General features: G+C 64.0%; 23 protein-coding genes. 3 read left to right on the forward strand and 20 right to left on the reverse strand.

The features are described from left to right. Positions 1–18: 18 nt before the first annotated feature. From C7449_RS16085 to folD, 6 genes are all read right to left on the reverse strand, one after another. Positions 19–1,347: an FMN-binding glutamate synthase family protein gene (locus C7449_RS16085; protein WP_108003901.1), complete on the reverse strand. Its 1,329-nt coding sequence runs from the start codon at positions 1,345–1,347 to the stop codon at positions 19–21. 8 nt (positions 1,348–1,355) lie between these two features. Next, entirely contained in the window at positions 1,356–2,096 is a 741-nt protein-coding gene (locus C7449_RS16090) for a GltB/FmdC/FwdC-like GXGXG domain-containing protein (protein ID WP_108003902.1), read from the reverse strand. A gap of 4 nt (positions 2,097–2,100) precedes the next feature. After that, positions 2,101–2,997: a class II glutamine amidotransferase gene (locus C7449_RS16095; protein WP_108003903.1), complete on the reverse strand. Its 897-nt coding sequence runs from the start codon at positions 2,995–2,997 to the stop codon at positions 2,101–2,103. Positions 2,998–3,395: 398 nt separating this feature from the next. Next, a complete protein-coding gene (locus C7449_RS16100; RefSeq protein WP_245414422.1) occupies positions 3,396–4,124 on the reverse strand; it encodes a helix-turn-helix domain-containing protein in 729 nt (242 codons plus the stop codon). A gap of 179 nt (positions 4,125–4,303) precedes the next feature. Next, positions 4,304–5,983: a formate--tetrahydrofolate ligase gene (locus tag C7449_RS16105; protein ID WP_108003904.1), complete on the reverse strand. Its 1,680-nt coding sequence runs from the start codon at positions 5,981–5,983 to the stop codon at positions 4,304–4,306. A 71-nt stretch (positions 5,984–6,054) separates the two neighbouring features. Further along, complete coding sequence (gene folD / locus C7449_RS16110) at positions 6,055–6,945, reverse strand: bifunctional methylenetetrahydrofolate dehydrogenase/methenyltetrahydrofolate cyclohydrolase FolD (protein ID WP_108003905.1); 891 nt, start codon at positions 6,943–6,945, stop codon at positions 6,055–6,057. Between the two features lie 317 nt (positions 6,946–7,262). Between folD and mprF the strand changes: the two genes are divergently transcribed. Both mprF and C7449_RS16120 read left to right on the forward strand, forming a co-directional pair. Then, on the forward strand, positions 7,263–9,860 hold the full coding sequence (gene mprF / locus C7449_RS16115; protein ID WP_108003906.1) for a bifunctional lysylphosphatidylglycerol flippase/synthetase MprF: 2,598 nt from the start codon (positions 7,263–7,265) through the stop codon (positions 9,858–9,860). Next, positions 9,857–11,230: a virulence factor family protein gene (locus C7449_RS16120; protein WP_108003907.1), complete on the forward strand. Its 1,374-nt coding sequence runs from the start codon at positions 9,857–9,859 to the stop codon at positions 11,228–11,230. The genes mprF and C7449_RS16120 overlap by 4 nt, the downstream gene beginning before the upstream one ends. 33 nt (positions 11,231–11,263) lie before the next feature. Here the strand turns inward: C7449_RS16120 and otsA are convergent, their stop codons facing one another. From otsA to C7449_RS16150, 6 genes are all read right to left on the reverse strand, one after another. Beyond that, positions 11,264–12,655 (reverse strand): alpha,alpha-trehalose-phosphate synthase (UDP-forming), encoded by a 1,392-nt coding sequence (gene otsA / locus C7449_RS16125; protein WP_108003908.1) that lies wholly within the window; start codon positions 12,653–12,655, stop codon positions 11,264–11,266. 38 nt (positions 12,656–12,693) lie between these two features. Then, complete coding sequence (gene otsB, locus C7449_RS16130) at positions 12,694–13,485, reverse strand: trehalose-phosphatase (RefSeq protein ID WP_108003909.1); 792 nt, start codon at positions 13,483–13,485, stop codon at positions 12,694–12,696. 143 nt (positions 13,486–13,628) lie between these two features. Then, positions 13,629–13,892 (reverse strand): hypothetical protein, encoded by a 264-nt coding sequence (locus tag C7449_RS16135; protein ID WP_108003910.1) that lies wholly within the window; start codon positions 13,890–13,892, stop codon positions 13,629–13,631. Positions 13,893–14,153: 261 nt separating this feature from the next. Next, on the reverse strand, positions 14,154–14,543 hold the full coding sequence (locus tag C7449_RS16140; protein ID WP_108003911.1) for a response regulator: 390 nt from the start codon (positions 14,541–14,543) through the stop codon (positions 14,154–14,156). Positions 14,544–14,728: 185 nt separating this feature from the next. Beyond that, complete coding sequence (locus C7449_RS16145) at positions 14,729–15,715, reverse strand: SDR family oxidoreductase (RefSeq protein WP_108003912.1); 987 nt, start codon at positions 15,713–15,715, stop codon at positions 14,729–14,731. A 191-nt stretch (positions 15,716–15,906) separates the two neighbouring features. Beyond that, positions 15,907–16,800, reverse strand: coding sequence for a BON domain-containing protein (locus C7449_RS16150; RefSeq protein ID WP_245414423.1), 894 nt, complete (start codon positions 16,798–16,800; stop codon positions 15,907–15,909). A gap of 516 nt (positions 16,801–17,316) precedes the next feature. Between C7449_RS16150 and C7449_RS16155 the strand changes: the two genes are divergently transcribed. Further along, positions 17,317–17,622, forward strand: coding sequence for a DUF982 domain-containing protein (locus C7449_RS16155; protein WP_108003913.1), 306 nt, complete (start codon positions 17,317–17,319; stop codon positions 17,620–17,622). A gap of 163 nt (positions 17,623–17,785) precedes the next feature. Here the strand turns inward: C7449_RS16155 and C7449_RS16160 are convergent, their stop codons facing one another. The 8 genes from C7449_RS16160 to C7449_RS16195 form a co-directional block, all read right to left on the reverse strand. After that, positions 17,786–18,376: a general stress protein gene (locus tag C7449_RS16160; RefSeq protein ID WP_108003914.1), complete on the reverse strand. Its 591-nt coding sequence runs from the start codon at positions 18,374–18,376 to the stop codon at positions 17,786–17,788. Positions 18,377–18,393: 17 nt separating this feature from the next. Then, on the reverse strand, positions 18,394–18,711 hold the full coding sequence (locus C7449_RS16165; protein WP_108003915.1) for a hypothetical protein: 318 nt from the start codon (positions 18,709–18,711) through the stop codon (positions 18,394–18,396). Positions 18,712–18,837: 126 nt separating this feature from the next. Beyond that, positions 18,838–19,344 carry a sigma-70 family RNA polymerase sigma factor gene (locus tag C7449_RS16170; RefSeq protein WP_108003916.1) on the reverse strand — a complete coding sequence of 169 codons (507 nt, stop codon included), beginning with the start codon at positions 19,342–19,344 and terminating at the stop codon, positions 18,838–18,840. A gap of 320 nt (positions 19,345–19,664) precedes the next feature. Beyond that, complete coding sequence (locus C7449_RS16175) at positions 19,665–21,095, reverse strand: aldehyde dehydrogenase family protein (RefSeq protein ID WP_108003917.1); 1,431 nt, start codon at positions 21,093–21,095, stop codon at positions 19,665–19,667. Positions 21,096–21,146: 51 nt separating this feature from the next. Continuing rightward, complete coding sequence (locus C7449_RS16180; protein ID WP_108003918.1) at positions 21,147–22,301, reverse strand: NAD(P)/FAD-dependent oxidoreductase; 1,155 nt, start codon at positions 22,299–22,301, stop codon at positions 21,147–21,149. Further along, positions 22,298–23,764, reverse strand: a complete 1,467-nt coding sequence (locus tag C7449_RS16185) for a 2Fe-2S iron-sulfur cluster-binding protein (RefSeq protein ID WP_108003919.1) — start codon at positions 23,762–23,764, stop codon at positions 22,298–22,300. The genes C7449_RS16180 and C7449_RS16185 overlap by 4 nt, the downstream gene beginning before the upstream one ends. A gap of 20 nt (positions 23,765–23,784) precedes the next feature. Continuing rightward, entirely contained in the window at positions 23,785–24,894 is a 1,110-nt protein-coding gene (locus C7449_RS16190) for an ABC transporter ATP-binding protein (protein ID WP_245414424.1), read from the reverse strand. Beyond that, positions 24,891–25,667: an ABC transporter permease gene (locus tag C7449_RS16195; protein ID WP_108003921.1), complete on the reverse strand. Its 777-nt coding sequence runs from the start codon at positions 25,665–25,667 to the stop codon at positions 24,891–24,893. The genes C7449_RS16190 and C7449_RS16195 overlap by 4 nt, the downstream gene beginning before the upstream one ends. Position 25,668: the final 1 nt, after the last annotated feature.

Raw genomic sequence — 25,668 nt, forward strand, 5'->3', positions numbered from 1 at the left:
TCCTCCCAGATCGTTGTTTTAGGAATTGTTCTTGCCCGGTATCCAGTTCGTGCCAGCCAATGGAACACCCGCCATCGCCGCGGCCTCAAGGGTCAGGGCGCAAAGGTCCTCCGGTTCAAGATTATGCAGGTGATTCTTGCCGCAGGCTCGCGCGATCGTTTGCGCCTCCAGCGTCATCACCTTCAGATAGTTCGCAAGCCGTCTGCCGGCTGCGATCGGGTCGACGCGGCTCATCAACACCGGATCCTGCGTCGTGATGCCGGCCGGGTCCTTGCCCTCATGCCAGTCGTCATAGGCGCCGGCGGTGGTGCCGAGTTTCTGGTACTCGTCTTCCCAACGCGGGTCGTTGTCGCCCAGTGCCACAAGCGCCGCCGTTCCGATCGAAACGGCGTCGGCGCCAAGCGCCAGCGCCTTGGCGACATCGGCGCCGTTGCGGATGCCACCAGACACGATCAGTTGCACCTTACGGTGCATGCCGAGATCCTGAAGCGCCTGAACGGCGGGCCGGATGCAGGCGAGCGTCGGCTGACCGACATTCTCGATGAACACTTCCTGCGTTGCGGCGGTGCCGCCCTGCATGCCGTCGAGCACCACCACGTCGGCGCCTGCCTTTACCGCAAGGGCAGTGTCGTAGTAGGGGCGCGCGCCGCCGATCTTGACGTAGATCGGCTTTTCCCAGTCGGTGATTTCACGGATCTCGAGGATCTTGATCTCCAGATCGTCCGGGCCGGTCCAGTCGGGATGGCGACAGGCGGAGCGCTGGTCGATTCCTTTTGGGAGGGTGCGCATTTCGGCGACGCGATCGGAAATCTTTTGGCCGAGCAGCATGCCGCCGCCACCGGGCTTCGCGCCCTGGCCCACAACGATCTCGATCGCATCGGCACGGCGAAGGTCACGCGGGTTCATACCGTAGCGCGACGGCAAGTACTGGTAGACCAGCGTTTCCGAATGGCCGCGCTCTTCCTCGGTCATGCCGCCGTCGCCGGTCGTCGTCGAGGTGCCTGACAGCGTGGCGCCGCGTCCAAGCGCTTCCTTGGCCGGGGCCGACAGCGACCCGAAGCTCATGCCGGCAATGGTGATCGGGATTTTCAGCGTGATCGGCTTCTTGGCGTATCGCGAACCGAGGACGACGGTGGTGTCGCATTTTTCGCGGTAGCCTTCGAGCGGGTAACGCGAGATCGAAGCGCCGAGAAACAGCAGGTCATCAAAATGGGGCACCTTGCGCTTGGCGCCGCTGCCGCGGATATCATATATGCCGGTCGCCGCTGCGCGCCGGATTTCCGAAAGCGTATAATCGTCAAAGGTCGCGGATTTACGCGGGATCGTTGGCGGATTCTGATAGGTCATGGTCAGCCTCAATACGCGGCGGCGTTGTCGATGTTGAAGTTGTAGAGCGTACGCGCCGAACCATAGCGCGTGAATTCCTCGGGCTTGACATCCTTGACGCCGGCCCGGTCGAGCAGCTCCTGCAGCTTGGCGATGTGCTCCGGCCGCATCTCCTTGGCAATGCAGTCGGCGCCCAGGCTCTTGACCTTGCCGCGCACGAACAGCTTGGCTTCGTAGATGGAATCGCCGAGCGCGTCGCCGGCATCGCCGAGAACAACGAGGTGACCCGACTGCCCCATGAACGCGGACATGTGTCCGATATTGCCGTGCACGACGATGTCGATGCCCTTCATCGAAATTCCGCAGCGCGACGAAGCGTTGCCCTCGATGACCAGGAGCCCGCCCCTGCCGGTGGCGCCGGCATACTGGCTCGCGTCGCCCTTCACGATGATGGTGCCCGACATCATGTTCTCGCCGACGCCGGGGCCGGCGGAGCCATGCACGGTGATCGTGCCCTCGCTGTTCATGCCGCCGCAGTAATAGCCGACACTGCCGCGCACATCGACGGTTATGGGCGCATTGACGCCGACCGCCACCGCGTGGCTGCCCTTGGGGTTGATGACTTCAAAAGCCGTCCCGTTGGAGCCGGGCTGGACATTGTGAAGCGCCTGGTTGAGTTCCCGCAGTGGCGTCCTGGCCAGATCGTATTTTGCGGGCGAATGGTCGGATTCGCGCGATATGGCAGCCGTTGCAAGATTGGTTGTGTGCATGGCCTCAATGCTCCCAGAAGTAAACGGTTGCGGGCTCCGGCTCCCATACCTTGGCCTCCTCGATGCCCGGTAGCATCGCGAGCGCCCGATACTCCGAACCGAACGCCACGTACCGATCGGTTTCAGCGAGGACGGCGGGCTTGCAGGCGATCGGATCGCGGACGACGCCGAAACCGGTCTTGGTGCCAACGATGAAGGTGAAGAAACCATCGAGATCATCGAGCGTATGCTTGAGCGCATCGCCGGGCTTCATGCCGTGAGCCATCTTTGACGAAAGATAGGCAGCCGCCACCTCGGTATCGTTCTCGGTCTCGAACTTCATGCCTTCGCGCTTGAGTTCGCGGCGGATGTTGTTGTGATTCGACAGCGAGCCGTTGTGAACCAGGCACTGATCCGGCCCGGTCGAGAACGGATGCGCGCCCATGGTCGTCACAGCGGATTCCGTGGCCATCCGGGTATGGCCGATGCCGTGCGACCCGGCCATCTTGGTCAGGTCGAAACGCTTGACCACCTCCTCCGGCAGGCCGACTTCCTTGTAAATTTCGACAGTATCGCCCGAGCCCATGACGCGAACGGAAGGACGCAGTTCGCCAAGTGCGGCACGTGCCTCGTCAAGCTTTGCCGGCGGCAATTCGATGACCGCATGCGTCGAATTGACGGTGATCGTCGCCTCGGCGCCGATCTTGCTGCTGAGCTCGGCAGCAAGACCGGAAAAATCGGACCGCGGCGAAGGAGATTGGATGGTGATCTTGCCCCGTCCGGCCCGGGCCGGCCCGTAGATGGCGATGCCCGCGCTGTCGGGTCCGCGGTCAGTAAGAGAGACAAGCATTTCCGACAGCATCGCGCCCAATTGGGGCTCAAGCGACTTGTCCTTCAAGAAGAGTCCTACAATTCCGCACATGACGATTACCCCAATGCAATTGCAGCTGAAGAAACTGGTAGCAGGTTCGGAAGCGCAATTCAACTCCGATGAATTTTATTTTCATAGGAGCAAACACGGGTCGATAGCCGGCGACGCCTTGCCTCTCGACCGAAGTCACGCCAGGCGGATCTGCCATTTGTGCAAGCCCAGTCCGCCCCGTCCGCCATGCAATGAGGGGCACAACTCGGCTGTTGGCTCTGCCGACGGCCACGAGGCTGCCGGATCCGGATGCCGGACCAGAGGGAAAGTCAAAACGAAAATTGATCGATGGCGGGCAAGCAAGCGCTCGCCATTCACCGAAGCCTTGCCATCATCAACGACGGCGAAGCAGCGCGGAAGCTTTCGACGCCTTGTCGTCTTCCGACCGCTTGGAAAGGCTACTCGTGCCCGCCGCCTTGGGGGTAGGAAATGATCGAGAGATAGCGGATCGGCAGCTTGCTTAACTCTTCCGGACCGTGCGGCGCGTCGGCGTCAAAGAACAGACTGTCTCCCGGCAGCATCCGATATAGGTTGCTGCCGTGGCGGTACACGACCTCACCCTCGAGCATGTAGAGAAACTCCATGCCGTCATGCTGGAACGTCGGAAAAACATCGGAGTCTTCCGACAGTGTAATGAGATAAGGTTCGACCACGACGCCGCTGGTGTTCGAGCCGATATGGCCAAGCAACGTATACTGATGACCGGCCCGGGTGCCGCGCCGTTCGACGTCGACGCCCTCGCCCCCCTTGACGAAAACGGCGTTACGCTCTTCCTCGAAGCGGCGGAAAAAGGCGGTGAGCGGTACGCCAAGCGCACGGGACAGCGTCTGAAGGGTCGTCAGCGATGGCGATGTTATGCCGTTCTCGATCTTCGACAACATGCCGAGCGAAATGTCGGTGGCGCTTGCAAGATCAGCGACAGTGATGCCGAGCTTCTTGCGGAAGGCGCGGACCTCGCGACCTATCGCGACTTCCAGGACTTTCTCCCTGGTGTCCCGAACGGCGTGGGGATCCTGCGTCAACGGAACCGGACGCGCAGGCGCCGCTGCAGCCGACGCGGCTTTCTTGACTGGGGCTGGGGCGACCGACGTCTTAGTGCCAATGTCACCTTTTTTCGTTTTTGCCATGTCAAATCCATCCACGCTGCGAAACCCACAATGTTCACCTCAGGTAAACATATTCCCGCCGCGTTACAACACCGGCATCGGGCAGGACGGTAGCGCGATATTTGAATGGGCAACGCCGCGGCCACGGAGATGCAGCCGATGCAGCATGCGAACAGAGCAGGTCTGCTCGCAAGCTGCATCTAGCTCAGGCCTTCGATTTGCCCCTGTTCATTGAGGAAGATGTTTTCCGACGACGGTTTCGACGGCAGGCCGGGCATGGTCATGATCTCACCGCAGATGGCGACGACAAAGCCGGCGCCGGCCGAGAGCCGCACTTCGCGCACCGGAACCGTGTGCCCGCTCGGCGCGCCGCGCAGGTTGGGATCGGTCGAGAACGAGTACTGCGTCTTGGCCATGCAGACCGGCAGATGGCCGTAGCCGGCCTTTTCCCAGGCGTGAAGCTGGTCGCGCACGCTCTTGTCGGCGATGGCCTCCGAGCCGCGATAGATACGCTGGACGATGGTGTTGATCTTGTCGAACAGCGGCATCGCGTCGGGATAGAGGGGCGCGAACTGCGACGCGCCAGATTCGGCCAGCTCCGCCACCTTGTGCGCGAGCTCCTCGATCCCGGCCGAGCCTTGCGCCCAGTGCTTGCACAGGATCGCTTCTTCGCCCATCGAGGCAACGTAGTCTTTCAACGCCCGGATCTCGGCTTCGGTGTCGGAGTGGAAATGGTTGATGGCGACCACCGCAGGCACGCCGAACTGCTTTACGTTCTCGATGTGGCGGCCGAGATTGGCGCAGCCCTTCTTCACCGCCGCAATGTCTTCCGTGCCGAGGTTCTCCTTCCTGACGCCGCCATTCATCTTCATGGCGCGCACGGTGGCCACGATCACCGCCGCCGCCGGCTTCAAGCCGGCCTTGCGGCACTTGATGTCAAAGAACTTCTCCGCCCCCAGATCGGCGCCGAAGCCGGCCTCGGTGACAACATAGTCGGCAAGCTTCAGCGCCGTGCTGGTGGCGACCACCGAATTGCAGCCATGCGCGATGTTGGCGAAGGGGCCGCCATGCACGAAGGCCGGATTGTTCTCCAGCGTCTGCACCAGATTCGGCTGCATGGCGTCCTTGAGCAGCACGGCCATGGCGCCGGGCGCCTTGAGGTCGCGGGCAAACACCGGCGTCTTGTCGCGGCGGTAGGCGACGACAATGTCGCCGAGGCGCTTTTCCAGGTCCTTGAGATCAGTGGCCAGGCACAGGATCGCCATCACTTCCGAGGCCACCGTGATGTCGAAGCCGGCCTCGCGCGGATAGCCGTTGGCGACGCCGCCGAGCGAGGCGATGATGTCGCGCAGCGCCCGGTCGTTCATGTCCATGACGCGACGCCAGACGACGCGGCGGGTGTCGATCCCCTGTTCATTGCCCCAGTAGATATGGTTGTCGATCAGCGCCGACAACAGGTTGTGCGCCGAGGTGATGGCATGGAAGTCACCGGTGAAGTGGAGGTTCATGTCCTCCATCGGCACAACCTGGGCGTAGCCGCCGCCGGCCGCACCGCCCTTCATGCCGAAATTGGGGCCGAGCGAGGCTTCGCGGATGCAGACGATGGCCTTCTTGCCGATGCGGTTCAGCCCGTCGCCGAGGCCAACCGTCGTGGTGGTCTTGCCCTCGCCGGCCGGCGTCGGGTTGATGGCGGTGACGAGGATCAGCTTGCCGGTCTTGTTGTTCCGGGCGGCGGCGATGAATTCGGCCGACACCTTAGCCTTGTCATGGCCATAGGGCAGCAGATGCTCGTCCGGGATGCCGAGCTTGGCACCGATCTCCTGGATCGGCTTCTTCCTGGCAGCGCGCGCGATCTCAATGTCGGATTTCACTTCGGCCATGTCTTCTGCCTTTGATGATGGGGTTAACAGTTGGGGGTTAGAGGCGAGTCAATGGGAGCCGGATGTTGCTCCTATAAGGGCGGCGGCGTCTGGCCTGCGGCCCGTCTGGCCGAAGTCAGTGTGTTGGCCATCAGCAAGGCGATGGTCATTGGGCCGACCCCTCCGGGCACTGGTGTGATCGCACCGGCCCGCGCTTCGGCTTCCGCGTAGGCGACATCTCCAACCAGCCTGGCCCTTCCATCGCCACCGGCAATGCGGTTAATGCCGACATCGATGACAGTCGCACCGGGCTTGACCCAGTCACCCTTGATCATCTCCGGGCGGCCGACGGCGGCCACCAGGATATCGGCGCTGCGGCACAGCGCCGGCAAATCCTTGGTGCGGCTGTGAGCGATGGTCACGGTGGCGTTGGCGTTCAGCAGGAGGTTGGCTATCGGCTTGCCGACGATATTGGAGCGTCCGACGACTACGGCGGTGAGGCCGGACAGGTCGCGGCCAAGCGCGCGTTCGATCAACAGCATGGAACCGGCGGGCGTGCACGGAACGAAGGCTGTATCCAGTTCACCGGTGCCGAGCTTGCCGACATTGATGAAGTGGAAGCCGTCGACGTCCTTCTCAGGCGCAATCGTCTGGATGATGCTGCCCGAGTCGATGTGATCAGGTAGCGGAAGTTGCACGAGGATGCCGTGGACGGCGGGATCGGCGTTGAGTTTTTCGACCAGCGCCACCAATTCTTTTTCGGTGGTCTCGGATGGCAGCGCATGCTCGATCGAGTTGAAGCCGCACTCCTTGGCCTTCTTGCCCTTGGAGGCGACATAGACCTGGCTGGCAGGATCGTGCCCGACAATGACCACGGCGATACCGGGGACAACGCCGGTTTCCGCGGTCAGGCGCTGTGATGCCGCCTTGATCGTGGCGAGCACATCCGCCGCGACCGCCTTGCCATCAATCACTGTCGCCATTGTGCCGTCATCCCTCCCGACAAGGTCTCCTGGCCCAAGGTGCTACGAGGCATATCAGCCATGGGGCTGCGAGATCCTGCGGCCCGCTTTCTAACAGTTGAGCCACGCACAAGTCAACTGCCATTCAATTTTCTTTCATTTAAAGAAACTTGCAGAAGTGGCGCTCCCCGTTGGCATCCGCCGAGAGCTGCGGCGCCGCGCCGCCCGACGGGTCATGCCCGCGGCGAGTTGCACTTGACTAGCGCGTTGCGAGGCATTTCCCTAATGCGGCGGCCCGATGCGCACGGATCGATCTCGAGGATGTGAGACACGAGGGCATGACAACGGAAAGCCATTCGGCGGGCACCTCCCAAGACGGCCAGGTCGGTCAGTTCTTCGTTCGGTACAGGCTCTACGCGGCGGCGGCCGGCGTCATCGCCGTGTTCGGCCTGGTTTCGGTCGCCATCTACCGGCTGACGTCGGAGGTGCGCTACGAGGACGTGCTGGCTGCTCTCGCGGCGACACCCTGGTCCGCCATCGCGCTCGCCGTGTTCTTCACCGGCCTGAGCTTCGTGGCGCTGGTCTTCTACGACCTGAACGCCCTTGAATACATCGGCCGAAGGCTGCCGTGGCCCTCGGTGGCGGCCAGTGCGTTCGTCGCCTATGCCGTCGGGAACACGGTCGGCTTCGGCCCCTTGAGCGGCGGCGCGATCCGCTTCCGCGCCTATTCGCGGCTCGGCCTCGCGCCCGGCGACATCGCCCGCGTCATCGCTTTCGTGACCCTCTCGTTCGGTCTCGGCCTCTTCATGGTCAGCGCATTGTCGACACTGGCCGTGGCGCGGCAGATATCGCGTACGGTCGGCATGAGCCCGGCCTGGCTGCAGGCGGCCGCCCTCGCCGTCGTCGCGGTGATGGGGATCGTGTTGTTCCTGTCGCGCAACGGCAGGACCATCAAGCTCAAGGGCCTCACACTGCACCTGCCCGATAGCCGGACGTCGTCCCGCCAGTTTCTCGTCTCCGCCTTCGATATCGCGGCTTCCGCCTCCGCACTCTACGTCCTCCTGCCGGAGACACACGTCAGCTGGCCGACCTTCCTGGCGATCTATGCGACGGCTGTCGGCATCGGCGTGCTCAGCCACGTGCCGGCCGGTCTCGGCGTCTTCGAAACGGTGATCATGGCGGGTCTCTCGAACGCCATCAGCGTCGACCAGTTGCTTGGCAGCCTCGTGCTCTACCGGCTCATCTACTATGTGCTGCCGCTGCTCATCGCCGTCGTCGTGATGCTTGTCAGCGAGATGCGCCAGCTGGCGTCCCAGCCGGTTGCCGCCGAGGTCGGGCAGATCGCGACGCGGCTGTCTCCGGCGCTGCTGTCCGCGTTTGCCCTGCTGCTCGGAACAATGCTGATCTTCTCGAGCGTGGTGCCGACGCCCGACGCCGACCTCGACTTCCTCGCCGCGATGCTGCCCTTGCCCATCGTCGAAGCGGCGCACTTCCTTTCGAGCCTATTGGGGCTGGGATTGTTCGTGACTTCGCGTGGCTTGGCGCTCAGGTTGGACGGTGCCTGGTGGATGGCGCTTGTCAGTGCCGCGGCGGCGCTCGTCCTGTCCTTTCTCAAGGCGGTTGCGGTTTTCGAGGCCGCGCTGTTGGCGCTGTTCATCATGGCCCTAATCTTCAGCGGAGCCAGCTTCACCCGGCCGGCCTCGCTGATACGCCAGGCGCTTGGTCCCACCTGGCTCGCGGCAATCGCCGTCATCATCGTGGCCGCCCTTGTCATCCTGCTGTTCATCTACCGGGACACCGAATACACCCATGAGCTCTGGTGGCAGTTCGAGTTCTCCCAAGAGGCGCCGCGCGGGTTGCGCGCATTGCTGGGGCTTTCGATCGGCGCATCGGTGGTCGCAATCTTCAGCCTGCTGCGCCCGGCGGCCCATCGACCGAAGCCTCCCGCCCTGGAAGAGATCGCCCGGGCCGTCGAGATCGTCCGGCGGCAGCACGTCGCCGACGCGAACCTCGTGAGGATGGGCGACAAGAGCATCCTGTTCTCCCAGTCGGGCGACGCCTTCCTGATGTACGGGATACAGGGACGCTCGTGGATTGCGCTTGCCGATCCGGTCGGCGCCAAACAGGACTTCGACGAACTGGTCTGGCAATTGGTCGAGGCGGCGCGTGCCGGCGGCGGCCGCGCGGCCTTCTACCAGATCTCGCCGCTGCTGCTGTCCTCCTGCGCCGATGCGGGTTTGCGGGCATTCAAGCTCGGTGAGCTTGCCGTCGTCGATCTCACCCGGTTCGAACTGACGGGCAGCCGCTTCTCCGGCCTGCGGCAGTCCTTCAATCGCGGCGTGCGCGACGGCCTGTCGTTTTCGATCGTCGCGACGGCGAATGTCCCGGGCATCATCGACGAACTGCAGGCTATTTCCGACGCCTGGCTCGCCCATCACAACACCCGGGAGAAGACCTTCTCGCTCGGCGCCTTCGAACGGGGCTACGTGATGTCGCAACCCGTCGCTGTGGTCAGCAGGCATGACCGGATCATCGCTTTCGCCACGTTGATGCTGACCGACACGATGGTCGAGGCGACGGTAGACCTGATGCGGTTCAGCCCCGACGTGCCGCGAGGGACCATGGACTTTCTCTTCGTCAGCATCCTGAACCATCTGAAGGCCGAGGGCTACCGGACGTTCAACCTGGGCATGGCGCCGCTCTCGGGGATGGCGCGTCGCGAGGCGGCCCCGGTCTGGGACCGACTCGGCGGACTGTTGTTCGAACACGGCGAACGCTTCTACAACTTCAAGGGTCTGCGTACCTTCAAATCGAAGTTCCATCCGCGCTGGGAGCCGCGCTATCTCGCCGTGTCGAACGGGACGGGAGCCGCGCTTGCACTCATGGACGTCACGTTGCTCATCGGCGGCGGAGTGAGGGGAGTGATCGGAAAATGAGAACCTGGAAGTTCCTTGCGGCCATCTCCCTGCTGGCAAGCCTGTTGCCGATCACAGCCGTTGGCCAGCAGCCCCAGCAGACGTTCGATACCGGCATGATTCCCGGCGGCCACATCCTGTTGCCGGACGGCGAGTTGCGGGCCAACGTGTTCCTGATATCGGATGCCGGCGGCTGGGGGGCGCTCGAGCAGGAAAAGGCCGAGGCGCTGGTCGCAAAGGGCGCGGCCATTGTCGGCATCGACTTCCCGTCCTACCTGCGGGCTCTGCAATCGGACGCCGGGAGTTGCGTCTACATGATTTCCGATGTGGAGGCGCTGGCCCATCAGGTGCAGCGCGCAGCCGGCGCCACAAGCTACAAGCCGCCGATCATCGCCGGTGTCGGCGAAGGCGCGGCGCTGGCGCTGGCGATGATTTCCCAGAGCCCGGCCGCCACGATCGGCGAAGCGGTGGCAGTCGATCCGCAAGCCGGCATCCCGCTCGACAAGGTGCTCTGCACCCCTGCCTCGAAGACTCGCAGCGACGGCAGGACCATCTACGGTTTCGTCGACGGAAGCCTGCCTGCGGCGGTCACCGTCCGTTTCTCAAGGGCCGCCCCGCTGGCCGGGCGTGATCATGTCAGGCAACTGGCGCAGACCCATCCCGCAATCGACCTGAACGACGCGGATGCAGCGCCGATGGATGCCCTCGCGCAGATCCTCGCCGATCGCATCGACGTGTCGAGCGGCAGCGACGATCCGCTCGGCCTGCCGATCACGGTGCTCGAGACCAAGCCGACCATGGATGCCATGGCGATCATCTATTCGGGCGACGGTGGCTGGCGCGATCTCGACAAGCAGGTCGGGGGCGCACTGCAGGGCATGGGGATCCCGGTGATCGGCGTGGATTCGCTGCGCTACTTCTGGTCGGAGCGGAAGCCGCAGGAAACCGCCGATGATCTGGCCCGCATCATTGAGGCGTATCGCAAGGAATGGAACGTTCGCCATGTCCTGCTCGCCGGTTACTCGTTCGGCGCCGACCTTCTGCCTGCCACCTACAACCTGCTGTCCGATGAGGACAAGGCGCGGGTGAGGCAGCTGACCCTCATGGCGCTGTCCCGCCGCGTCGATTACGAGATCTCGGTCGAAGGCTGGCTCGGCCTCGCCGGCGGCGCCAGCACGGGCGATCCGGTAGCCGATATCGAGAAGATCGATCCGCGCATCGTGCAATGCATCTACGGCAGGGACGAGGATGACGACCCCTGCCCCGCACTTACCCGCAGGGGCGTTGAAGCGATCGGCATCGACGGCGGTCACCATTTCGATGGCGATTACGAGGCCCTTGCCCAACGCATCATCGGCTCGCTGAAGACCCGATTGGCCAGCCTGAAGTAGTGCTGCAACCTGAAAGCCACGCGGGCAAATGCTCTAACAGGTCTGGACCGGCGACGCCGTCAGGTCTTCGAGAAAGACACGGCACCAGGAGGAGACATCGTGCTCCAGCAGTTGGTCGATCATTGTCTTCCAGCGTTCCTGGCGCTCTTCCAGCGGCATGCTGAGGGCGCGGGCGATGGCGTTGGCCGTACCTTCAATGTCGTAGGGATTGACGAGCAGCGCCTGCTTCAACTCACGCGCGGCTCCCGCAAATCGTGAAAGCACAAGCACGCCGGGATCCTCGGGATCCTGTGCGGCCACATATTCCTTGGCCACCAGGTTCATGCCGTCCCGAAGCGGTGTCACCAGACCGACTTTGCCAAGCCGGTAGAGCCCCGCGAGAATATGCCGGCCCACCGAGCGGTTGACGTAGCGAATGGGCACCCAATCGACAGTGCCGAGCGCCCCGTTCACCCTGCCGGCCTGTTCGGCAACCATGCTCTGCATGGCTTCGTATTCCGGCACTTCGGAGCGGGATTTCGGGGTGATCTGCAGATAGGTGACGTGTCCCTGATGGGCCGGATTGGCCAGGACGAAGCGTTCGAAGGCATCGATGCGTTGAGTGATACCCTTGGAATAGTCTAGCCGATCGACGCCAATGATCAGGCTGCGGTCCTGAAGGCTTTCCCGCGCCCTCCTCACCGTCTTGTTCGCCGATGCCTTCTTGGCGAAGTTGGCAAAGGCCGCAGTCTCGATGCCGATTGCATACGTGCCGCCCTTGAAGATGCGGCCGTAAGCGCTGAAGCGCCCTTGGCCGACTTCATAGCCGATGCCTTCCCGCCTCAGGCAGCCGGCGAAATTCTCAAGATCATGGTCGGTCTGAAAGCCGACGAGATCATAGTAGGACAGGCTTCGCACGATCTCTTCATGGACCGGCATGGTGAAGAGCACGTCCGCAGGCGGCCACGGTATGTGGAGGAAGAAGCCGATGCGGTTCTTCAAGCCCATGGCACGCAGTTCGGCGGCGAGAGGGATCAAATGGTAGTCGTGCACCCAGACGACGTCGTCGGGCTTGATCAGCGGCGCCAGCCGGTGGGCGAAGAAACGGTTGACGCGGAAATAGCCGGCCATCTCCTTGCGTCCGTATTCGGCGAGATCCAGGCGGTAATGACAGATGGGCCAGAGAACGCGGTTGGCGAAACCGCGATAATATTCCTCCACGTCGGTGTCGGTTAGATCCGTCAACGCATAGGTTATGTTTCCCTGCTGCTGGTGCGAAAGCGGCTGCGGTTCGTCCTCGCCACTGGTTTTTCCCGACCAGCCCATCCAGATGCCGCCCCGGTCTTCCAAGGCAGCCTTCAGCGCAACCGCAAGTCCGCCGGCGCCCGCAGCGCCGCCCTTTTCGGGAACTGGCACACGATTGGAAACAATGACGAGACGGCCCATGCCGGAGTCCTTTCACATCAGAAAATACATTTGAATATTCACGAGACCGACGCCGCGATGACGTCGCGCAACACCGCGGCAGAGGGGATGTAGCCGAGCGCCTCGCTGGCGGCTGAGGGAGATCCGATGCGGATCGAACAGCCGCCGAGGCGGTTGACGGCGCGAAACATCGCCTCGTCGGTCACATCGTCGCCGATCGCGATCGGCTGTCTGCCGGCAAAGGGCGGCTGCTTGAGAAATTCCAAGACGGCCTGACCCTTGTCGGCAGCGGCGGGGCGGATTTCGAACACCATCTTGCCATGCTGGATCGTCCAATCCGGCCCGGCTCGGGCCAGTGCCCGTTGCATCAGCGCTTCGACCTGATGTTTTCTTTCCGGCGCAAGCCGGTAATGGGCGGCGACGGCCGGCCCCTTGTCCTCGATCAGAACGCCTGGCCAACCGGCAACGTCGGCGACAAGCTCGGCTTTCAGCTGCCCGAACTCCGGCGTCTCCACCGGTGAGTGCAAACGGCCATCCGGGTCGCGGCGCTGCGCTCCATGAAGCCCGGCAACGGGCAGCGATGGGAGCGAGAAAAGCTGATCGACATAATCGAGCCGCCGCCCCGTCACGAGCGCCAGAGCACCCCTGAGCTTGCTCGACAGAGCCTCGAGATTCGCAGGCAGCAATTGCGGAACAGCGATGGCGTTCGGTGTTTCCGCAAGATCAAGCAGCGTACCATCGACATCCAGGAACAGAGCCCAGCCGTCCAGTTCCGTCGAGAGAGCTGTGAGGAGGAAGTTTTTTCCGGCGTCGGGTTCCGATGCCGCAATAAGCTGTGTCAGAGACGACATGGGCTAGCTTGTATCATATTCATCTTTGCTGCCAAACTGCGTTTCATTTGCTGCCAGTCACGGCCAATACATTTACGATCGTCAACGGCAGCGACATCTTAAGCTAACATTCCGCCGAGCGCGGGCGACGACAAAGGCCGCACTCAGTCCTTTTCCACGAACTTGTTGAAGCGGCTCACCTTGCCGTCCGCGGTCTTGTCCTGGTGAAGGAACGCCAACTGGTTCTCGTCGAAGATGCGGAAGAAATCGTCCCAGGAGATCGCCTCGAGGTTGTCTTCCGGCTTTCCGAAGTCGATCCGCAGCACTCCGCCTTCACCGGCCCCCTTGACCCGCGAGGGGCGACCGTTGCGCTCTTCGACCCATTTCCTGATCTCAGAATGGTTCGACGTCTTTTTTGCCTCGCTCATCGCCAACTCCCTGCTTGAGGAACCGTGTCGCCGGCCGGCCGGCAAAGTGTACGTGCTGATGAGTTCGAACGGTGGCGACGGCGGTTTGTTCCCCATTCCCCGGCGGCGGGTCTTCTGTGCGTTGGTTCCGCAGGCAGGCGAGATTGGTGATGGCAGGCAAAGCCGACGAAGACGCGCCCATTGCGCAGATGGCACCGCGGCTTGCGCCGCAGCAATGTATGCCCCGGGCCCGCCTCTGCGGCGGCTTCCGCAGCGAAATTCTTAGTGAATTGGCCGTTTGGTCGCGAAGAGCGCCTTGGCGATCTGCCCGAGCGCTGTGGGATCGTCACAGAGCAGATATCCGGGGAAGCGGTCGGCGACCAGCGAGGGGTCGTAGGCGGTGGCGAAGACGAATGCGATCCCAAGCTCTATCAGGCGGTCGGACAAGGCCAATACCAGCTCGGCTGCCAGGTGGACGTCAAGTATCGCCGCGTCGATCGGTTGTTCGTGGATGAATTTCAGTGCCAACTCTACGCTGCCGGTAGGCCCGACCACTATCGCCCCGAATTCCTCCATCTTCAAGCGGGCCTGGCGGGTCAGGAAATACTCGTTCTCGACGACTAGAATACGTTTTCCATTGAAGAGCCGGGCGTAGCTATACGCTTCCTTCATTTGTGTCTCTTCCGCCGGAGGGTTTCCCCCCTCGAATAAAAGCTGAACAACCGTCTCCTCCCGTTGTTCCATCCACCGTCGCGACCATCAGGTTCACGATCCCTGTCGACATATCGTCGCATGGCTGCCGGCGATAGTCTTTTCTGAAGCCAGCTCACATTTGGAGCAAGAAACGCTCCGGCCGGTTAGCGGGCCGGATGGAAACGGTTGCCCCGACGCTGCGCCGCCGCGCCCAGCGCCATGCCGACGCAAAGGGAGATCAGGAAGATGGGCGCATAGCCGTTACGGTGTTTCGAGCGGAAGCCCCCGTCGATGCCGCCGGGATCGACGGGTGGCCGGTAGAGATTGCCGCTGGAGGCGGGTACCCTGTCGGCCTGCCGGAAGTATTGCCGTATGACCCATTCGGCGGCCCGGGCGCTCAAAGTGGGTGACAGGAAATGCACAAAACGGATCAGGTTTGTCAGCGGACCGACGGTCACGACGTCGCGCGGATTGCGGGCCGCGCTGACGATCGCGGCCGCGACTGCTCTCGGGTCCGACATACCGGGTGGCGGTCGAACCGCCCGCCGGACATAGTTGGCGCCGTGCAGCAGTCCTGGCGTGTCGACGAAGCTCGGATGGATGTCGCAGATGTGGATGTCGGGGAAGGCGGAAAGCTCGGCCCGCAAGGCCTCGGAAAAGCCGCGCAGGCCAAATTTGCTGGCCGAGTAGGCAGCGGCGAAAGGTGTCGCGGCGAAGCCGCCGACCGAGACCATGTTGATGAACGTGCCGCGGCGCTGTTTGATGAAGATCGGAATGACCGCGTGCGCGTCATTGATGTGCCCGACCAGATTGGCGCGGATCACCTGCTGGTGGGCTTCGATCGGCGTCTCGTGGAAGCGGCCGACTGCGCCCACCCCGACATTGCTGACCCAGACATCGATCCGGCCAAAGCTCATCGCCCGCTCGGCGAGCGCCCGCACGGCGTCGGCGTCGGTGACGTCGGTGGGCGCTACAAGCACGTCCACGCCATACTCCCTGCAGCTCTTCGCCACCTGTTGCAGCGCCGCCGCGTCGCGCGCGGCAAGCACCAGCTTTGCGCCCTCCCTTGCAAAGGCCAGCGCCGTCGCCTGGCCGATGCCGCTCGAGGCGCCCGTGATGACCACGACGCTGTCACGCAGGTTTCTTGCCATGGAGGTTCCTCGCGGTTGTTCTTCCGTGGGATACGGGCGCCATAGCGGCGCCTCGATGGCCCACAATCTGACGTCCGCGGGGCCGGGGGCGGTCAATCAGTCGTCCGACGCCGCAATACACGGCGCCGGACGCATTTTCATCTGGGTTTCTAGTGCGCAGGGCCCCCGTGGAAGATCGGGGGCCTGGCAGTTCACGTCTGGTTGCTGCCGGTGCCGTAGGTGCTGGAGGATCCGCCCGTCGTCCCGGCAGCCCCCGACCCGGCACTGCCGGTGGTCCCGGTCGCGCCCGCCGCGCCGGTCTTCGATGTCGTCGAACTCGACTCGGCGGATGTCCTGATGCGCAGGTTGTTCTGCACATTGGAAACGCCCGAGATGGCTTCGGCGCAGTCCTCGGCGCGGCGCTTGTCCTGGCGGCTGGAAACGTATCCGCTCAGGGTGACCTCGCCCTTCGACACCTTGACCTCCACGTCGCTGGCATCGAGATAGGGGTCGTCACTCAAGCGGTCGTTGATGTCCTCTTCGATCCGGGAATCGGAGCGGGTATAGCCGCGCGGGCCTTTGCCGCGGTACTGGTCCATCTGCCGCCGCCGGGCCGCGTCTTCATCGCCGAACCAGGATGCCACCTCGTCGCCGGCCTTGTCCATGAAGCCGCGGTCGCGACCCTGATCGTAGTCGCGGTTGCGATCGTAGTCGCGGTTGCGATCGTAGTCGCGATAGCCGAACTGGCCACCGCCACGCCCCTGTCCGCCGTAGCCGCCGCCGTAGCGGTCGCCGAAGCCGCCGTAATCGCCATAACGGCTGTTACGGTCGCCGTAGCCGCCGCCGCCCGTGCCGTACCGGCCGCCGCCATAGTAACCAGAGCCGCGGTCCCCATAGCCCAGATCGTCGCTCGTCCACCTGTCGCGGTCGCCGCGATCATAGTCAGAACCGCGCCAGCCACGGCCATAATTGCCCCGGTTCTCGTCATTGGAGGACATGCCACCCTGGTATCCGCCGCCCTGCCAGCGGCCTTGCGAGCCTCTTCCCTCGCGGGAGCTGTTTTCGCGGTCGTCGCGCCTGTCCTGCCTGTACCAATCATCTGCCATCGCTGATGTCTCCCTTGTCTGGATGAGTGGGGCAGAACCGCGGAGCAATGCGAAAGTTCCCTCTGCTAAGGCGGCGAATTGGTGCCGGTCTGGGCAGCCCCAGTTCCAGCCGAAGACCCACGCCGAACCACTGCGGCCGCAGCGAGGTCAGGCTCAAGGGCGGCATTCTAGCCCGGCACGGGCACTCGTTCGGTGCCCGTCCCGCCAGGCGCACCGGCGCCGCCGGCAACAGGGGGATGCGCGCCGTCGGCCCGGTTGTTCCCCTTCTGTTTGTGGCTATTTCGGGCTAGCGATGCTGAAAGCGATGTGCGTCAGGGAAGGAAGGAGGTATCTTTACCTATAGTTGCGTCCATGCTGATGGTGAACCTGACGGCGTCTCTGGCGCCGCTGGAACCGTCGACCTCGGCAGCACGAAGCCGGCCCCTCCGGGCAGGGCCGGCTCTTGAAGACGGGGCACGCCCCGCCGATATGTTTTGCACTTCGTTTAGTCCGGTCTGTAATGAAAGGAGGAAGCAGATGCGCATTCCGGATTTACCGTGGTCCAACCCGCTCTCGGTAAGGCTCCAGAACGGCACCTATCACCTGTTCAAAAGCCCTTACGACGCTCTCGACTTCCTGGAAAACGAATGGCCGCTCCGCCATGGCCGAAACTACGAACGGGCGGTCCGCCTTTGCCGCTCTGCACTTGAACGAACCACACCTCTGGCCGTCGGACGGGAAGCCTTCGTGGCCGCCTGCCTCGAGGCGGGCCTCCATGTAACCACTCCGCCCCCTGCAGGTTACCTCGCCCACCCAGAGCGCAATGCAACCCAGCGAAGGTGATTTGACCCGCGTGATTTAAATAGTCGGTGGGCAGCCAGAAGGCTCTGGGCAGCCCACAATTCCAGATTGTAAATCAAGCGCCATCCGTGCCGGTTGGCACGGATGGCGCTGATGGTGCCCCTTTGCCGCGTATCAATCTCGCGTCCGGGGACCCTACCTGCCGCTAGCGGCGCCAACGCGCCCGTTCGGCTTCGAGATCATCGAGGGGTTCCGCGCTCTCGTCGAAACGCTCCCATCCTGCCTGCCGGTAAGCGGTACGGCGGGCATCAATGTCAACCCGGTTGGCGCGCTGAAGAATATCCTCGGCGACGGCAACCTGCCCTTCATCGACCTTGGCGACCACCATCGTGCCACCGCGGCGAACGCCCTCTGCATAGACGTGCGCGTCCTCCTCGGGGACGCCGGCCCGCATCATTGCGCCGACAAGCCCACCGGCGGCGCCGCCAGCGATAGCGCCTGCAACCGCGCCGGCCGCGGTGGCCGCAAGCCAGCCCGCAGCAACCACGGGCCCGACGCCCGGAATGGCCATGATGCCCAGCCCGGCCAGCAGCCCGCCGGTTCCGCCGGCGACAGCTCCGATGCCGGCGCCGGTCCCGGCACCTTCCGCTGCCAGGCTGTCGTCGCCGTCTCGGTCACGATCGCCCGCGTGGGAAACGATGCTGATATCGGATGAGGGGACACCGGCGGTCTCCAGCTCGGACACGGCACGGTGGGCGTCGTCGTATGAATCAAAAAGCCCTGTTACGGTTCGCATCTTGCTTCTCCCATTGTTCAGTTGATGACGATGTTGCCCTGGTAGTCGAGCGAGACGACCACGGCTTTCCCGTCCTTCTTGGCCTTGGCGCGCCACACACCGGTATCGTCCAGCTTCAGATCGGTGATGTCGCTGTATCCTGCGTCGACCATGCGGTTTTTGGCCTGATCTTCGGTGAAGCTGTTTTCGCCCTGAACCGGCGCAGCCGGATTCTGCTCACCAGGGGTCGCGATCGCGGGCGTGTCGCCGGATTTAGCGGCCGGCGGGTTGCTCTGGGAAAACGCAGGGGCAGCGGCCAACGCCAGCGCGATGCCTGCCAGGCAGATGGTTTTCATGGTCTTTCCTCGCTTTTTCAAGTTGGAACACCTTCTCAAAGTTCCGAGGAACCGCTTTTGTTCCGGAGGTGGCAAGGCGAGGCTGGATGATCGTGTGGCGGCCGCCTACCCGCGGGCCGCGCGGGCTTACCGCGGGGTCGAGCCTTCGAGTTCGGCGGCAAGGCGGACCCGGGCCCGGTTGAGGCGGCTCTTGACCGTGCCGACGGCGCAGTTCAGCCGGGCCGCGGCCGCCTCGTATGTTGCACCCTCGATGGCCACCATTTCGATGACCGTTCGGCTCGCCGGGGAAAGGCGGGCGATGGCCCGCTCCAGCTCGCGGCCGCGCAGATGCCACTCCTGCTTGGCGGGCGCCGCTCCCCCAAGGGTCCCGCAATCCTCGTCGCGACCGGGCGCTTCGCGTTTGGCCAGTTTGGCCCGCGTGCAGAAGGTGTTGCGCATGATGGTGAACATCCAGGACTTCAGGTTGGTACCTTCCTGGAACTTGTCCAGATTGGCGAGTGCCTTTACCAGCGTTTCCTGGACGAGATCTTCCGCATCGGTGCGGCTTCGGTGGAACCTGTAGGCAAAAGAGCGAAGGGCCGGCATATAGGCCACGATCTCCGCGCGGGTCCGCTCGTTTCTTGTCGACGACATGACGGCTTCCTTCGGATCAATTATTTGGAATGCGCCCTGATCGGGATCGTTCCGCCAATTTCCCCCTGGGAAGTATCTTTTTAATCTGTCGCTGCCCGGAACCTTTCAGCGCCTTTGACGTTCAGCAGCGTTGGTCATCTGCCTATGAGCGACAGTGCGCATTGCGCCTTAGGGGCGCTCAGAGCCCACAATGATAGTTGCCGGCGCCGCAACGCGAAACAGCTTATATCACGAGAACAGCCTGATCGTCGCGGGATCGGACGATCGAACCACCGTTCGATCATCCGGGAGACGCGGCGCACGAGCGCCGCGTCCTGCGATTACTCGTCGCCGTAGCCGACGATGCTCTTGATCTCGAGGAAATCGTGGATGCCGAAATCCGCGTATTCGCGCCCGTTGCCGGACTGCTTGTAGCCACCGAAGGACGCCATCGTGTCCCACGCCGGATAGTTCAGGTAGACGGAACCCGCCCGCATGCGCGCCGCCACCCGGCGAGCCCGCTCGATGTCCTGCGACTGGACATAGGCGGCCAGCCCGTAGACGGTGTCGTTGGCGATGCGGATCGCATCCTCTTCATCCTCATAGGAGATGACGGAAAGGACGGGGCCGAAGATTTCTTCCCGCGCGATCGTCATGTCGGGGGTGACGTTGCCGAACACCGTCGGCCGCACATAGTAGCCGCGGTTCAGGCCGTCGGGACGTCCGGGACCGCCCGTCACGAGCGTCGCGCCCTCGCTGATGCCCGTTTCGATCAGCCGCTGGATCTTGTCGAACTGGAGCTGGCTGACGACCGGCCCGAGGTTGGTTTCTTCGGAGTTCGGGTCACCGGTGCGGAAGGCCTCGGCTGCGGTCTTGGCAATGGCAAGCGCCTCGTCGTGCCGGTCCTTCGGAACCAGCATGCGGGTCGGCGCGTCACAGGACTGCCCGGTGTTGCTGAAGCAGCCGCGGACGCCCTTCGTCACTGCGGTCTCGAAGTCGGCGTCGGGGAGGATGATGTTCGCCGACTTGCCGCCGAGTTCCTGCGCCACGCGTTTGACCGTGTCGGCCGCCGCCTTGGCGACGATAACACCGGCTCTGGTCGATCCGGTGAAGGAGACCATGTCGACGTCGGGATGGGAGGCCATGACCTGTCCGACGTCCGGCCCCGTGCCGTTGACGAGGTTGAACACGCCCTTCGGCACGCCCGCCGCATCCATGACTTCCGCAAAGACGATGCCCGAGACCGGCGCGATCTCCGACGGCTTGAGCACGACGGTGCACCCGGCCGCAATCGCCGGCGCGACCTTGCAGACGATCTGGTTCAGCGGCCAGTTCCAGGGCGTGATCAGCGCGCAGACGCCGATCGGCTCCTTGACGATCATCGTCGTGCCGCGCTTTTCGCTGAACGAATAGGTCTCGAACGCCTTGATCGTGGACTCGAGATGGCCGCGGCCCGCCCATGCCTGTGCATCGCGAGCGAACGAAAGCGGAGCACCCATCTCCGCGGAGACGGCCTGTGCGATGTCCTCGAAGCGGTCGAGATACACCTCGAGGACGCGCTTGAGCAGGGCGAGCCGCTCGGCGTGGCTGGTCCGCGAGAACGTCTCGAACGCGGCCTTCGCCGCAGCGACCGCCTTGTCCACGTCGGCCGCAGAACCGACGGAGGTCCGCGTGAACGGCTCCTCCGTTGCCGGATTGATGACGTCGAGGGTCTGCGGCTTGACGGGGGAAACCCACTCGCCGTTGATGTAAAACTTCTCGTGATTGCTCATCGGAGCTGTCCTTTCTGTGTCTGTGTGGAGATTGCGACCGGTTGCCGGACGTCACGCGAGCACGATGCCACCTTCGACGATCGGTCCTGTCTTCTCGAAACGGTCGAGTGCGAACGGCTTCATCCGGTGGTCGATGCGGCCCTTGGCGATCGCTTCCGCCAGGAGCTTTCCGGCCGCCGGAGCGCCCGCGAAGCCGTAGGACCATCCGGCCGAGAACCAGAAGTCCTTCAGGTCCGGGTGTTCGCCCAGCAGCGGGGCATAGTCGGATGACGCATGAAGCTGACCCGCCCAGTGGCGCAGGATGCGGACCTCGCCGAGCTGCGGGAACATCTCGAGATAGACCTTCGCCATGTTCGCCATCACCGGGACATCGACCTTCAACGACATGCGCGGTCGCTCCGGCACCTCGGTCCCGCCGACGACTTCGCCGCGCGAGGTCTGGTGGAAGTAGGCGAGGCTGTCAATCAGGGCAATGGCCGGCTTGATGAGCGGCCGGGTGGGCTCGAGCGCCATCGCCTCGATGCGCATTCCAAAGCCGTTCAGCGGCACGTTCGCCATGGCGGCGATATCCGGGTTGTTCGGTCCGGCGCAGGAGACGACGCAATCGGCCTCGATGCGATGGTCTCCGACCAGCACGGCGCTCACCCGCGAGCCGGTCCGCTCCAGGCCGGTGATCGCCGTTCGGTATCGAACGTCGACACCGTTACGCTGGCAGAACGCCAGAAGGCCCTTCATCACCGCGTGATGCGGGGCAACGCCGCCGTCCGGCTGGTGTTGCACGGCCCTGACGCGCGACTTGTTGATCGCCGGCAGAAGCTCATCGATCTCCCGGCGCGACAGCATCCAGCTGTTGACGCCGAGGCTCTTCTGGACCTTCAGGCCCTCGAGCAGCATCGCCTCGCTCTTTTCGGCCTCGGAAACCACGGAGTATCCGCGCCGCGTAAACATGACGTTCTCGCCCAGACGCTTCGACCAGGTCTGCCATTCGTTGACGGTCAGCACGAACAGCTCGGTCCAGGCCACGGATGCGAAGCCCGGCCGGATCAGCGTGCCGTTGCGGCCCGAGGCGCCGCCCTGCCAATAGCCCGCATCGAGAACGAGGATGTCGCGCTGCCCCTGCTCCACCAGGTTGAATGCGACGGAGAGACCCTGTACGCCGCCGCCGATGATGACGACGGATGCACGTTTGGGAAGCGGCTTGCTCATCGGTCAGGCTCCACGAGTCCGGCAAGTCCGGCCGCCTGCGCGACGGTTATCGAACGTCGCGGCGGCCGATGGGTGGGGCGGGCGAACGCTTCCGGCTCAACGCCGATGCGCGCGGCGAGCATCGCCAGCATGTGTTCCCAGCACGGGAAGCCCTGGCAGGTTCCCATGCCGCAGGATGTCAGCCGCTTCAGGACTTCAGGATCCGTCTCGCCGTCATCGATGTGGCAGTAGAGTTCGCCGGCCGTCACGTCCATGCACGGGCAGATCAGCGTGTCGGGGTGAAGATGCCGGTGGGCGGAAATGCGTTCGTCGCCCAGCGCCGCGGCACCGACGACGGACATCGTTTCCGGCAAGGGATGCGCCTGCACCTGGAACATCCCCTCGCCCGTGGCCTGGAACCCAAGGCTCGGGTCGACCCGCCAAGGTCCGCCATGAACCACGGCATCGCAGCGGATCTCGGCGGCGGCGCGGATGGCCGCGACGCGGCTGCGACCCTTGATCTCTTTCAGTTCCTCGACACGCCCCTTGTGGACCACCTCAACGCCGAGCGAGGCAAGTCTGGCCGCGATCGCGTCTTCCGCACCGGTCCCCACGACTGCGACGCGCCGGCCTGGCATGACGCCGTGGACGGCGGCCAGCTGGAGCGCGGAATGAGCATCCAGCACGCCCGGCAACTGATTGCCTTTGACCAGCGGCGGTATGGACCGCCGTCCGGTCGCCAACACCACCGCTTTCGGATCGAACACGACAGCGCCGCGGGTGTTGTCATGCGGCGCTGCGACCATGAGCGCGCCCTCGCGGTAGACGCCGAACAGCTCCATGCCGGCGAACAGCCGGACCTGGGGGCTGAGCGGCTCGAGGGATGCGCCGAACGAATCTGCGAAGCGGGCGAGCCGATCCCCGCGCGTGACGAGGGCGACCGTCTCACCTGCCTGGACCCGTCGGTTTGCCTCCGCAATACCGGCAGGGCCGCCGCCGACGACCAGGCAATCCACGGAGAGGCGCTCCCCGGCAACCGCAGCAGGCTGGACGGAGACATCGGCGGGCCGGGCCACGCCGGCGAGATTGGCCATTGCACGTTCGGCCAAGCGATAGCCGAGCCCCGACGTCGGCATCCAGGCGCCGTGCTCGAAGCCGCCGTAGACGGCCTTGGCCGGCAGGAGCTGAGCGAGCTTGAGAAGATCGAAGCGCGGCGACGGCCAGGTATTCTGCGTCTCGACGACCAGGCCCTCTTGTGCGCGGACCTGGTCGAGGCGGACATTCGGACGGCCGTTCACCCGGGCAAGGACGCCGGTCGGATACGATCCGCTGTAACCGAGGGGACGGTGCAGCTTGCGCGAGCGGGCGAGCGTGGTGATTCCGGCCCGCCACAGGGCTGCCGCAACGCTATCACCCTGCCGCGCCTTGATGCAGGAGCCGTTCCAGAAGAACGTCACCTCCGCGTGCTGGTTGTCATGGCTCATGTTTTCCCCTCCCCGCCCGCTCAGCCGCCGATGACCACGATGTCTTCGGCGCTCCAGGAAAGGCCTACCCGCTCACCGGCTTGCATTGCGGCGATGGAAGCCACGTCCCGGCTGCGAAGGTTGACCTTGCCGCCGTCACCCATCCGGACGACGAGCCGGTATTCGACGCCGAGGTAGATCTTGTCCTCGATCACCCCCTCGCCGGCATTGTCCGTCGCCGTCCCCGCCGGCACCGCATGGATGCGTTCGGGGCGCAGTACCACGCAGGCCCCCTGGCCGGACTTCAGGGCCGCGCAGCGCGGGTCGCACTTGGGCAGGCTGGCCTTCCAGCCTTCGCCTTCCACTGTAACCCCATTGTCCGTGGCTCGGACGGCGCCGCGCAGGAGGTTGGCCTCGCCGATGAAGTCGGCGACGAATTCCGACCGCGGCTGCAGATAGAGCTCATGCGGCGTGCCGATCTGCTCGAGGCGACCGTCCTTGAAGATCGCGATGCGGTCGCTCATCACCAGCGCCTCCTCCTGGTCGTGCGTGACCGAGACCACGGTGGCGCCGACCTGCCGGGTGATGTGCATGATCTCGATCTGCATCTGGCCGCGCAGCTTCTTGTCGAGGGCGGCCATCGGCTCGTCGAGGAGGACGATGTCGGGCTTGAACACGAGGGCGCGGGCCAGCGCCACGCGCTGCTGCTGGCCACCGGACATTTCCTTCGGATAGCGCTTGGCGCAATGCGCAAGGCCGACGATTTCGAGCATCTCCAAGCTGCGCTTTTCGCGCTCGGCCCGCTTGATGCCGCGCGTTTCCAGCGGATAGCCGATGTTCTCCAGGACGGTCATGTGCGGAAAGAGCGCGTAGTCCTGGAACATCATGCCGATGTTGCGCTTCTGCGGCGGCACCCCGGTCATGTCCCGGCCGTCGATGGAAAGCCTTCCCGAGGTCGGCTGGATGAAGCCGGCGATGGCCCGCAGCGAGGTCGTCTTGCCGGACCCGGATGGCCCGAGCATGGTCAGGAACTCGCCCTTGCGAAGTTCGAACGACACGTTGTCGAGAGCCTTGACGGCGCAGTAGAGCTTCGAAACCCCCTCGAGTTTCATTGCCGTTCCCGCGATGTTCTGATGAGCGGCATTCATCATCTGGATTCCCTGAATTTATACGAGAGGAGGACGCCAAGGGCCGACAGCACGATGAGGATCGCGGCGACGGCGGCCGTGGCCGGGTCGAGGTTGGTTCGCACCTGGTTCCAGATCATGATCGGAACGGTGCGGGTCTGGGCATCGGCGAGGAAGAGCGCGATCACGACCTCATCCCATGAGGTGATGAAGGCGAACACCGCGCCCGACAGCACGCCGGGCATGATCAGCGGCAGCGTGACGCGCCGGAAGGTGAACCAGTGGCCCGCCCCAAGCCCGAGGCTGGCCGGCACCAGCGATGGGTTCACCATTCGCGAGCTCGCCAGCACCGAGACGACGACGAACGGGATCGCCAGCACCGTATGGGCGAAGACCAGTCCGAGCCGGGTGGCGACCAGTCCCCATCCGGAGAAGACCATGTACATGCCGACCGCAAGCACGATCACAGGCGTGACCATCGGGCTGAGCAGCAGGCCCATGACTATGGGCTTGCCGGGGAAGCGGTTGGCGTGCAGCGCGAGCGCCGCCGCCGTCCCGATGACGGTGGCGAGGATCGCTGCGGCAAAGGCGACGACAAGGCTGTTCATCAGCGCGGCCTGCCAGTCCGGCGCGCCGATCACCTTGCCATACCATTCCATCGTGAAGCCGACGGGGGGGAACTCGAGCGTCGACGTCGTCGTGAACGACATCGGAACGATGATCAGCGTCGGCAACAGCAGGAACAGCGCCGTCAGGCTGACCACCACCCAGAAGAAAATACGTCTCAGCTTGTCCATG

It is taken from the genome of Mycoplana dimorpha (assembly GCF_003046475.1).
Classification (GTDB): domain Bacteria; phylum Pseudomonadota; class Alphaproteobacteria; order Rhizobiales; family Rhizobiaceae; genus Mycoplana; species Mycoplana dimorpha.

What these genes read in the sequence shown, in the direction of transcription:
- C7449_RS16145 (WP_108003912.1), bottom strand. Translation starts at nt 15,715, where the DNA reads ATGGCAAGAAACCTGCGTGACAGCGTCGTGGTCATCACGGGCGCCTCG.
- C7449_RS16090 (WP_108003902.1), bottom strand. Translation starts at nt 2,096, where the DNA reads ATGCACACAACCAATCTTGCAACGGCTGCCATATCGCGCGAATCCGAC.
- mprF (WP_108003906.1), top strand. Translation starts at nt 7,263, where the DNA reads ATGACAACGGAAAGCCATTCGGCGGGCACCTCCCAAGACGGCCAGGTC.
- C7449_RS16100 (WP_245414422.1), bottom strand. Translation starts at nt 4,124, where the DNA reads ATGGCAAAAACGAAAAAAGGTGACATTGGCACTAAGACGTCGGTCGCC.
- C7449_RS16180 (WP_108003918.1), bottom strand. Translation starts at nt 22,301, where the DNA reads ATGAGCAAGCCGCTTCCCAAACGTGCATCCGTCGTCATCATCGGCGGC.
- C7449_RS16150 (WP_245414423.1), bottom strand. Translation starts at nt 16,800, where the DNA reads ATGGCAGATGATTGGTACAGGCAGGACAGGCGCGACGACCGCGAAAAC.
- C7449_RS16190 (WP_245414424.1), bottom strand. Translation starts at nt 24,894, where the DNA reads ATGATGAATGCCGCTCATCAGAACATCGCGGGAACGGCAATGAAACTC.
- C7449_RS16155 (WP_108003913.1), top strand. Translation starts at nt 17,317, where the DNA reads ATGCGCATTCCGGATTTACCGTGGTCCAACCCGCTCTCGGTAAGGCTC.
- C7449_RS16165 (WP_108003915.1), bottom strand. Translation starts at nt 18,711, where the DNA reads ATGAAAACCATCTGCCTGGCAGGCATCGCGCTGGCGTTGGCCGCTGCC.
- C7449_RS16175 (WP_108003917.1), bottom strand. Translation starts at nt 21,095, where the DNA reads ATGAGCAATCACGAGAAGTTTTACATCAACGGCGAGTGGGTTTCCCCC.
- C7449_RS16195 (WP_108003921.1), bottom strand. Translation starts at nt 25,667, where the DNA reads ATGGACAAGCTGAGACGTATTTTCTTCTGGGTGGTGGTCAGCCTGACG.
- C7449_RS16135 (WP_108003910.1), bottom strand. Translation starts at nt 13,892, where the DNA reads ATGAGCGAGGCAAAAAAGACGTCGAACCATTCTGAGATCAGGAAATGG.
- C7449_RS16185 (WP_108003919.1), bottom strand. Translation starts at nt 23,764, where the DNA reads ATGAGCCATGACAACCAGCACGCGGAGGTGACGTTCTTCTGGAACGGC.
- C7449_RS16085 (WP_108003901.1), bottom strand. Translation starts at nt 1,347, where the DNA reads ATGACCTATCAGAATCCGCCAACGATCCCGCGTAAATCCGCGACCTTT.
- otsB (WP_108003909.1), bottom strand. Translation starts at nt 13,485, where the DNA reads ATGTCGTCTCTGACACAGCTTATTGCGGCATCGGAACCCGACGCCGGA.
- C7449_RS16170 (WP_108003916.1), bottom strand. Translation starts at nt 19,344, where the DNA reads ATGTCGTCGACAAGAAACGAGCGGACCCGCGCGGAGATCGTGGCCTAT.
- folD (WP_108003905.1), bottom strand. Translation starts at nt 6,945, where the DNA reads ATGGCGACAGTGATTGATGGCAAGGCGGTCGCGGCGGATGTGCTCGCC.
- C7449_RS16095 (WP_108003903.1), bottom strand. Translation starts at nt 2,997, where the DNA reads ATGTGCGGAATTGTAGGACTCTTCTTGAAGGACAAGTCGCTTGAGCCC.
- C7449_RS16140 (WP_108003911.1), bottom strand. Translation starts at nt 14,543, where the DNA reads ATGAAGGAAGCGTATAGCTACGCCCGGCTCTTCAATGGAAAACGTATT.
- C7449_RS16120 (WP_108003907.1), top strand. Translation starts at nt 9,857, where the DNA reads ATGAGAACCTGGAAGTTCCTTGCGGCCATCTCCCTGCTGGCAAGCCTG.
- C7449_RS16160 (WP_108003914.1), bottom strand. Translation starts at nt 18,376, where the DNA reads ATGCGAACCGTAACAGGGCTTTTTGATTCATACGACGACGCCCACCGT.
- otsA (WP_108003908.1), bottom strand. Translation starts at nt 12,655, where the DNA reads ATGGGCCGTCTCGTCATTGTTTCCAATCGTGTGCCAGTTCCCGAAAAG.
- C7449_RS16105 (WP_108003904.1), bottom strand. Translation starts at nt 5,983, where the DNA reads ATGGCCGAAGTGAAATCCGACATTGAGATCGCGCGCGCTGCCAGGAAG.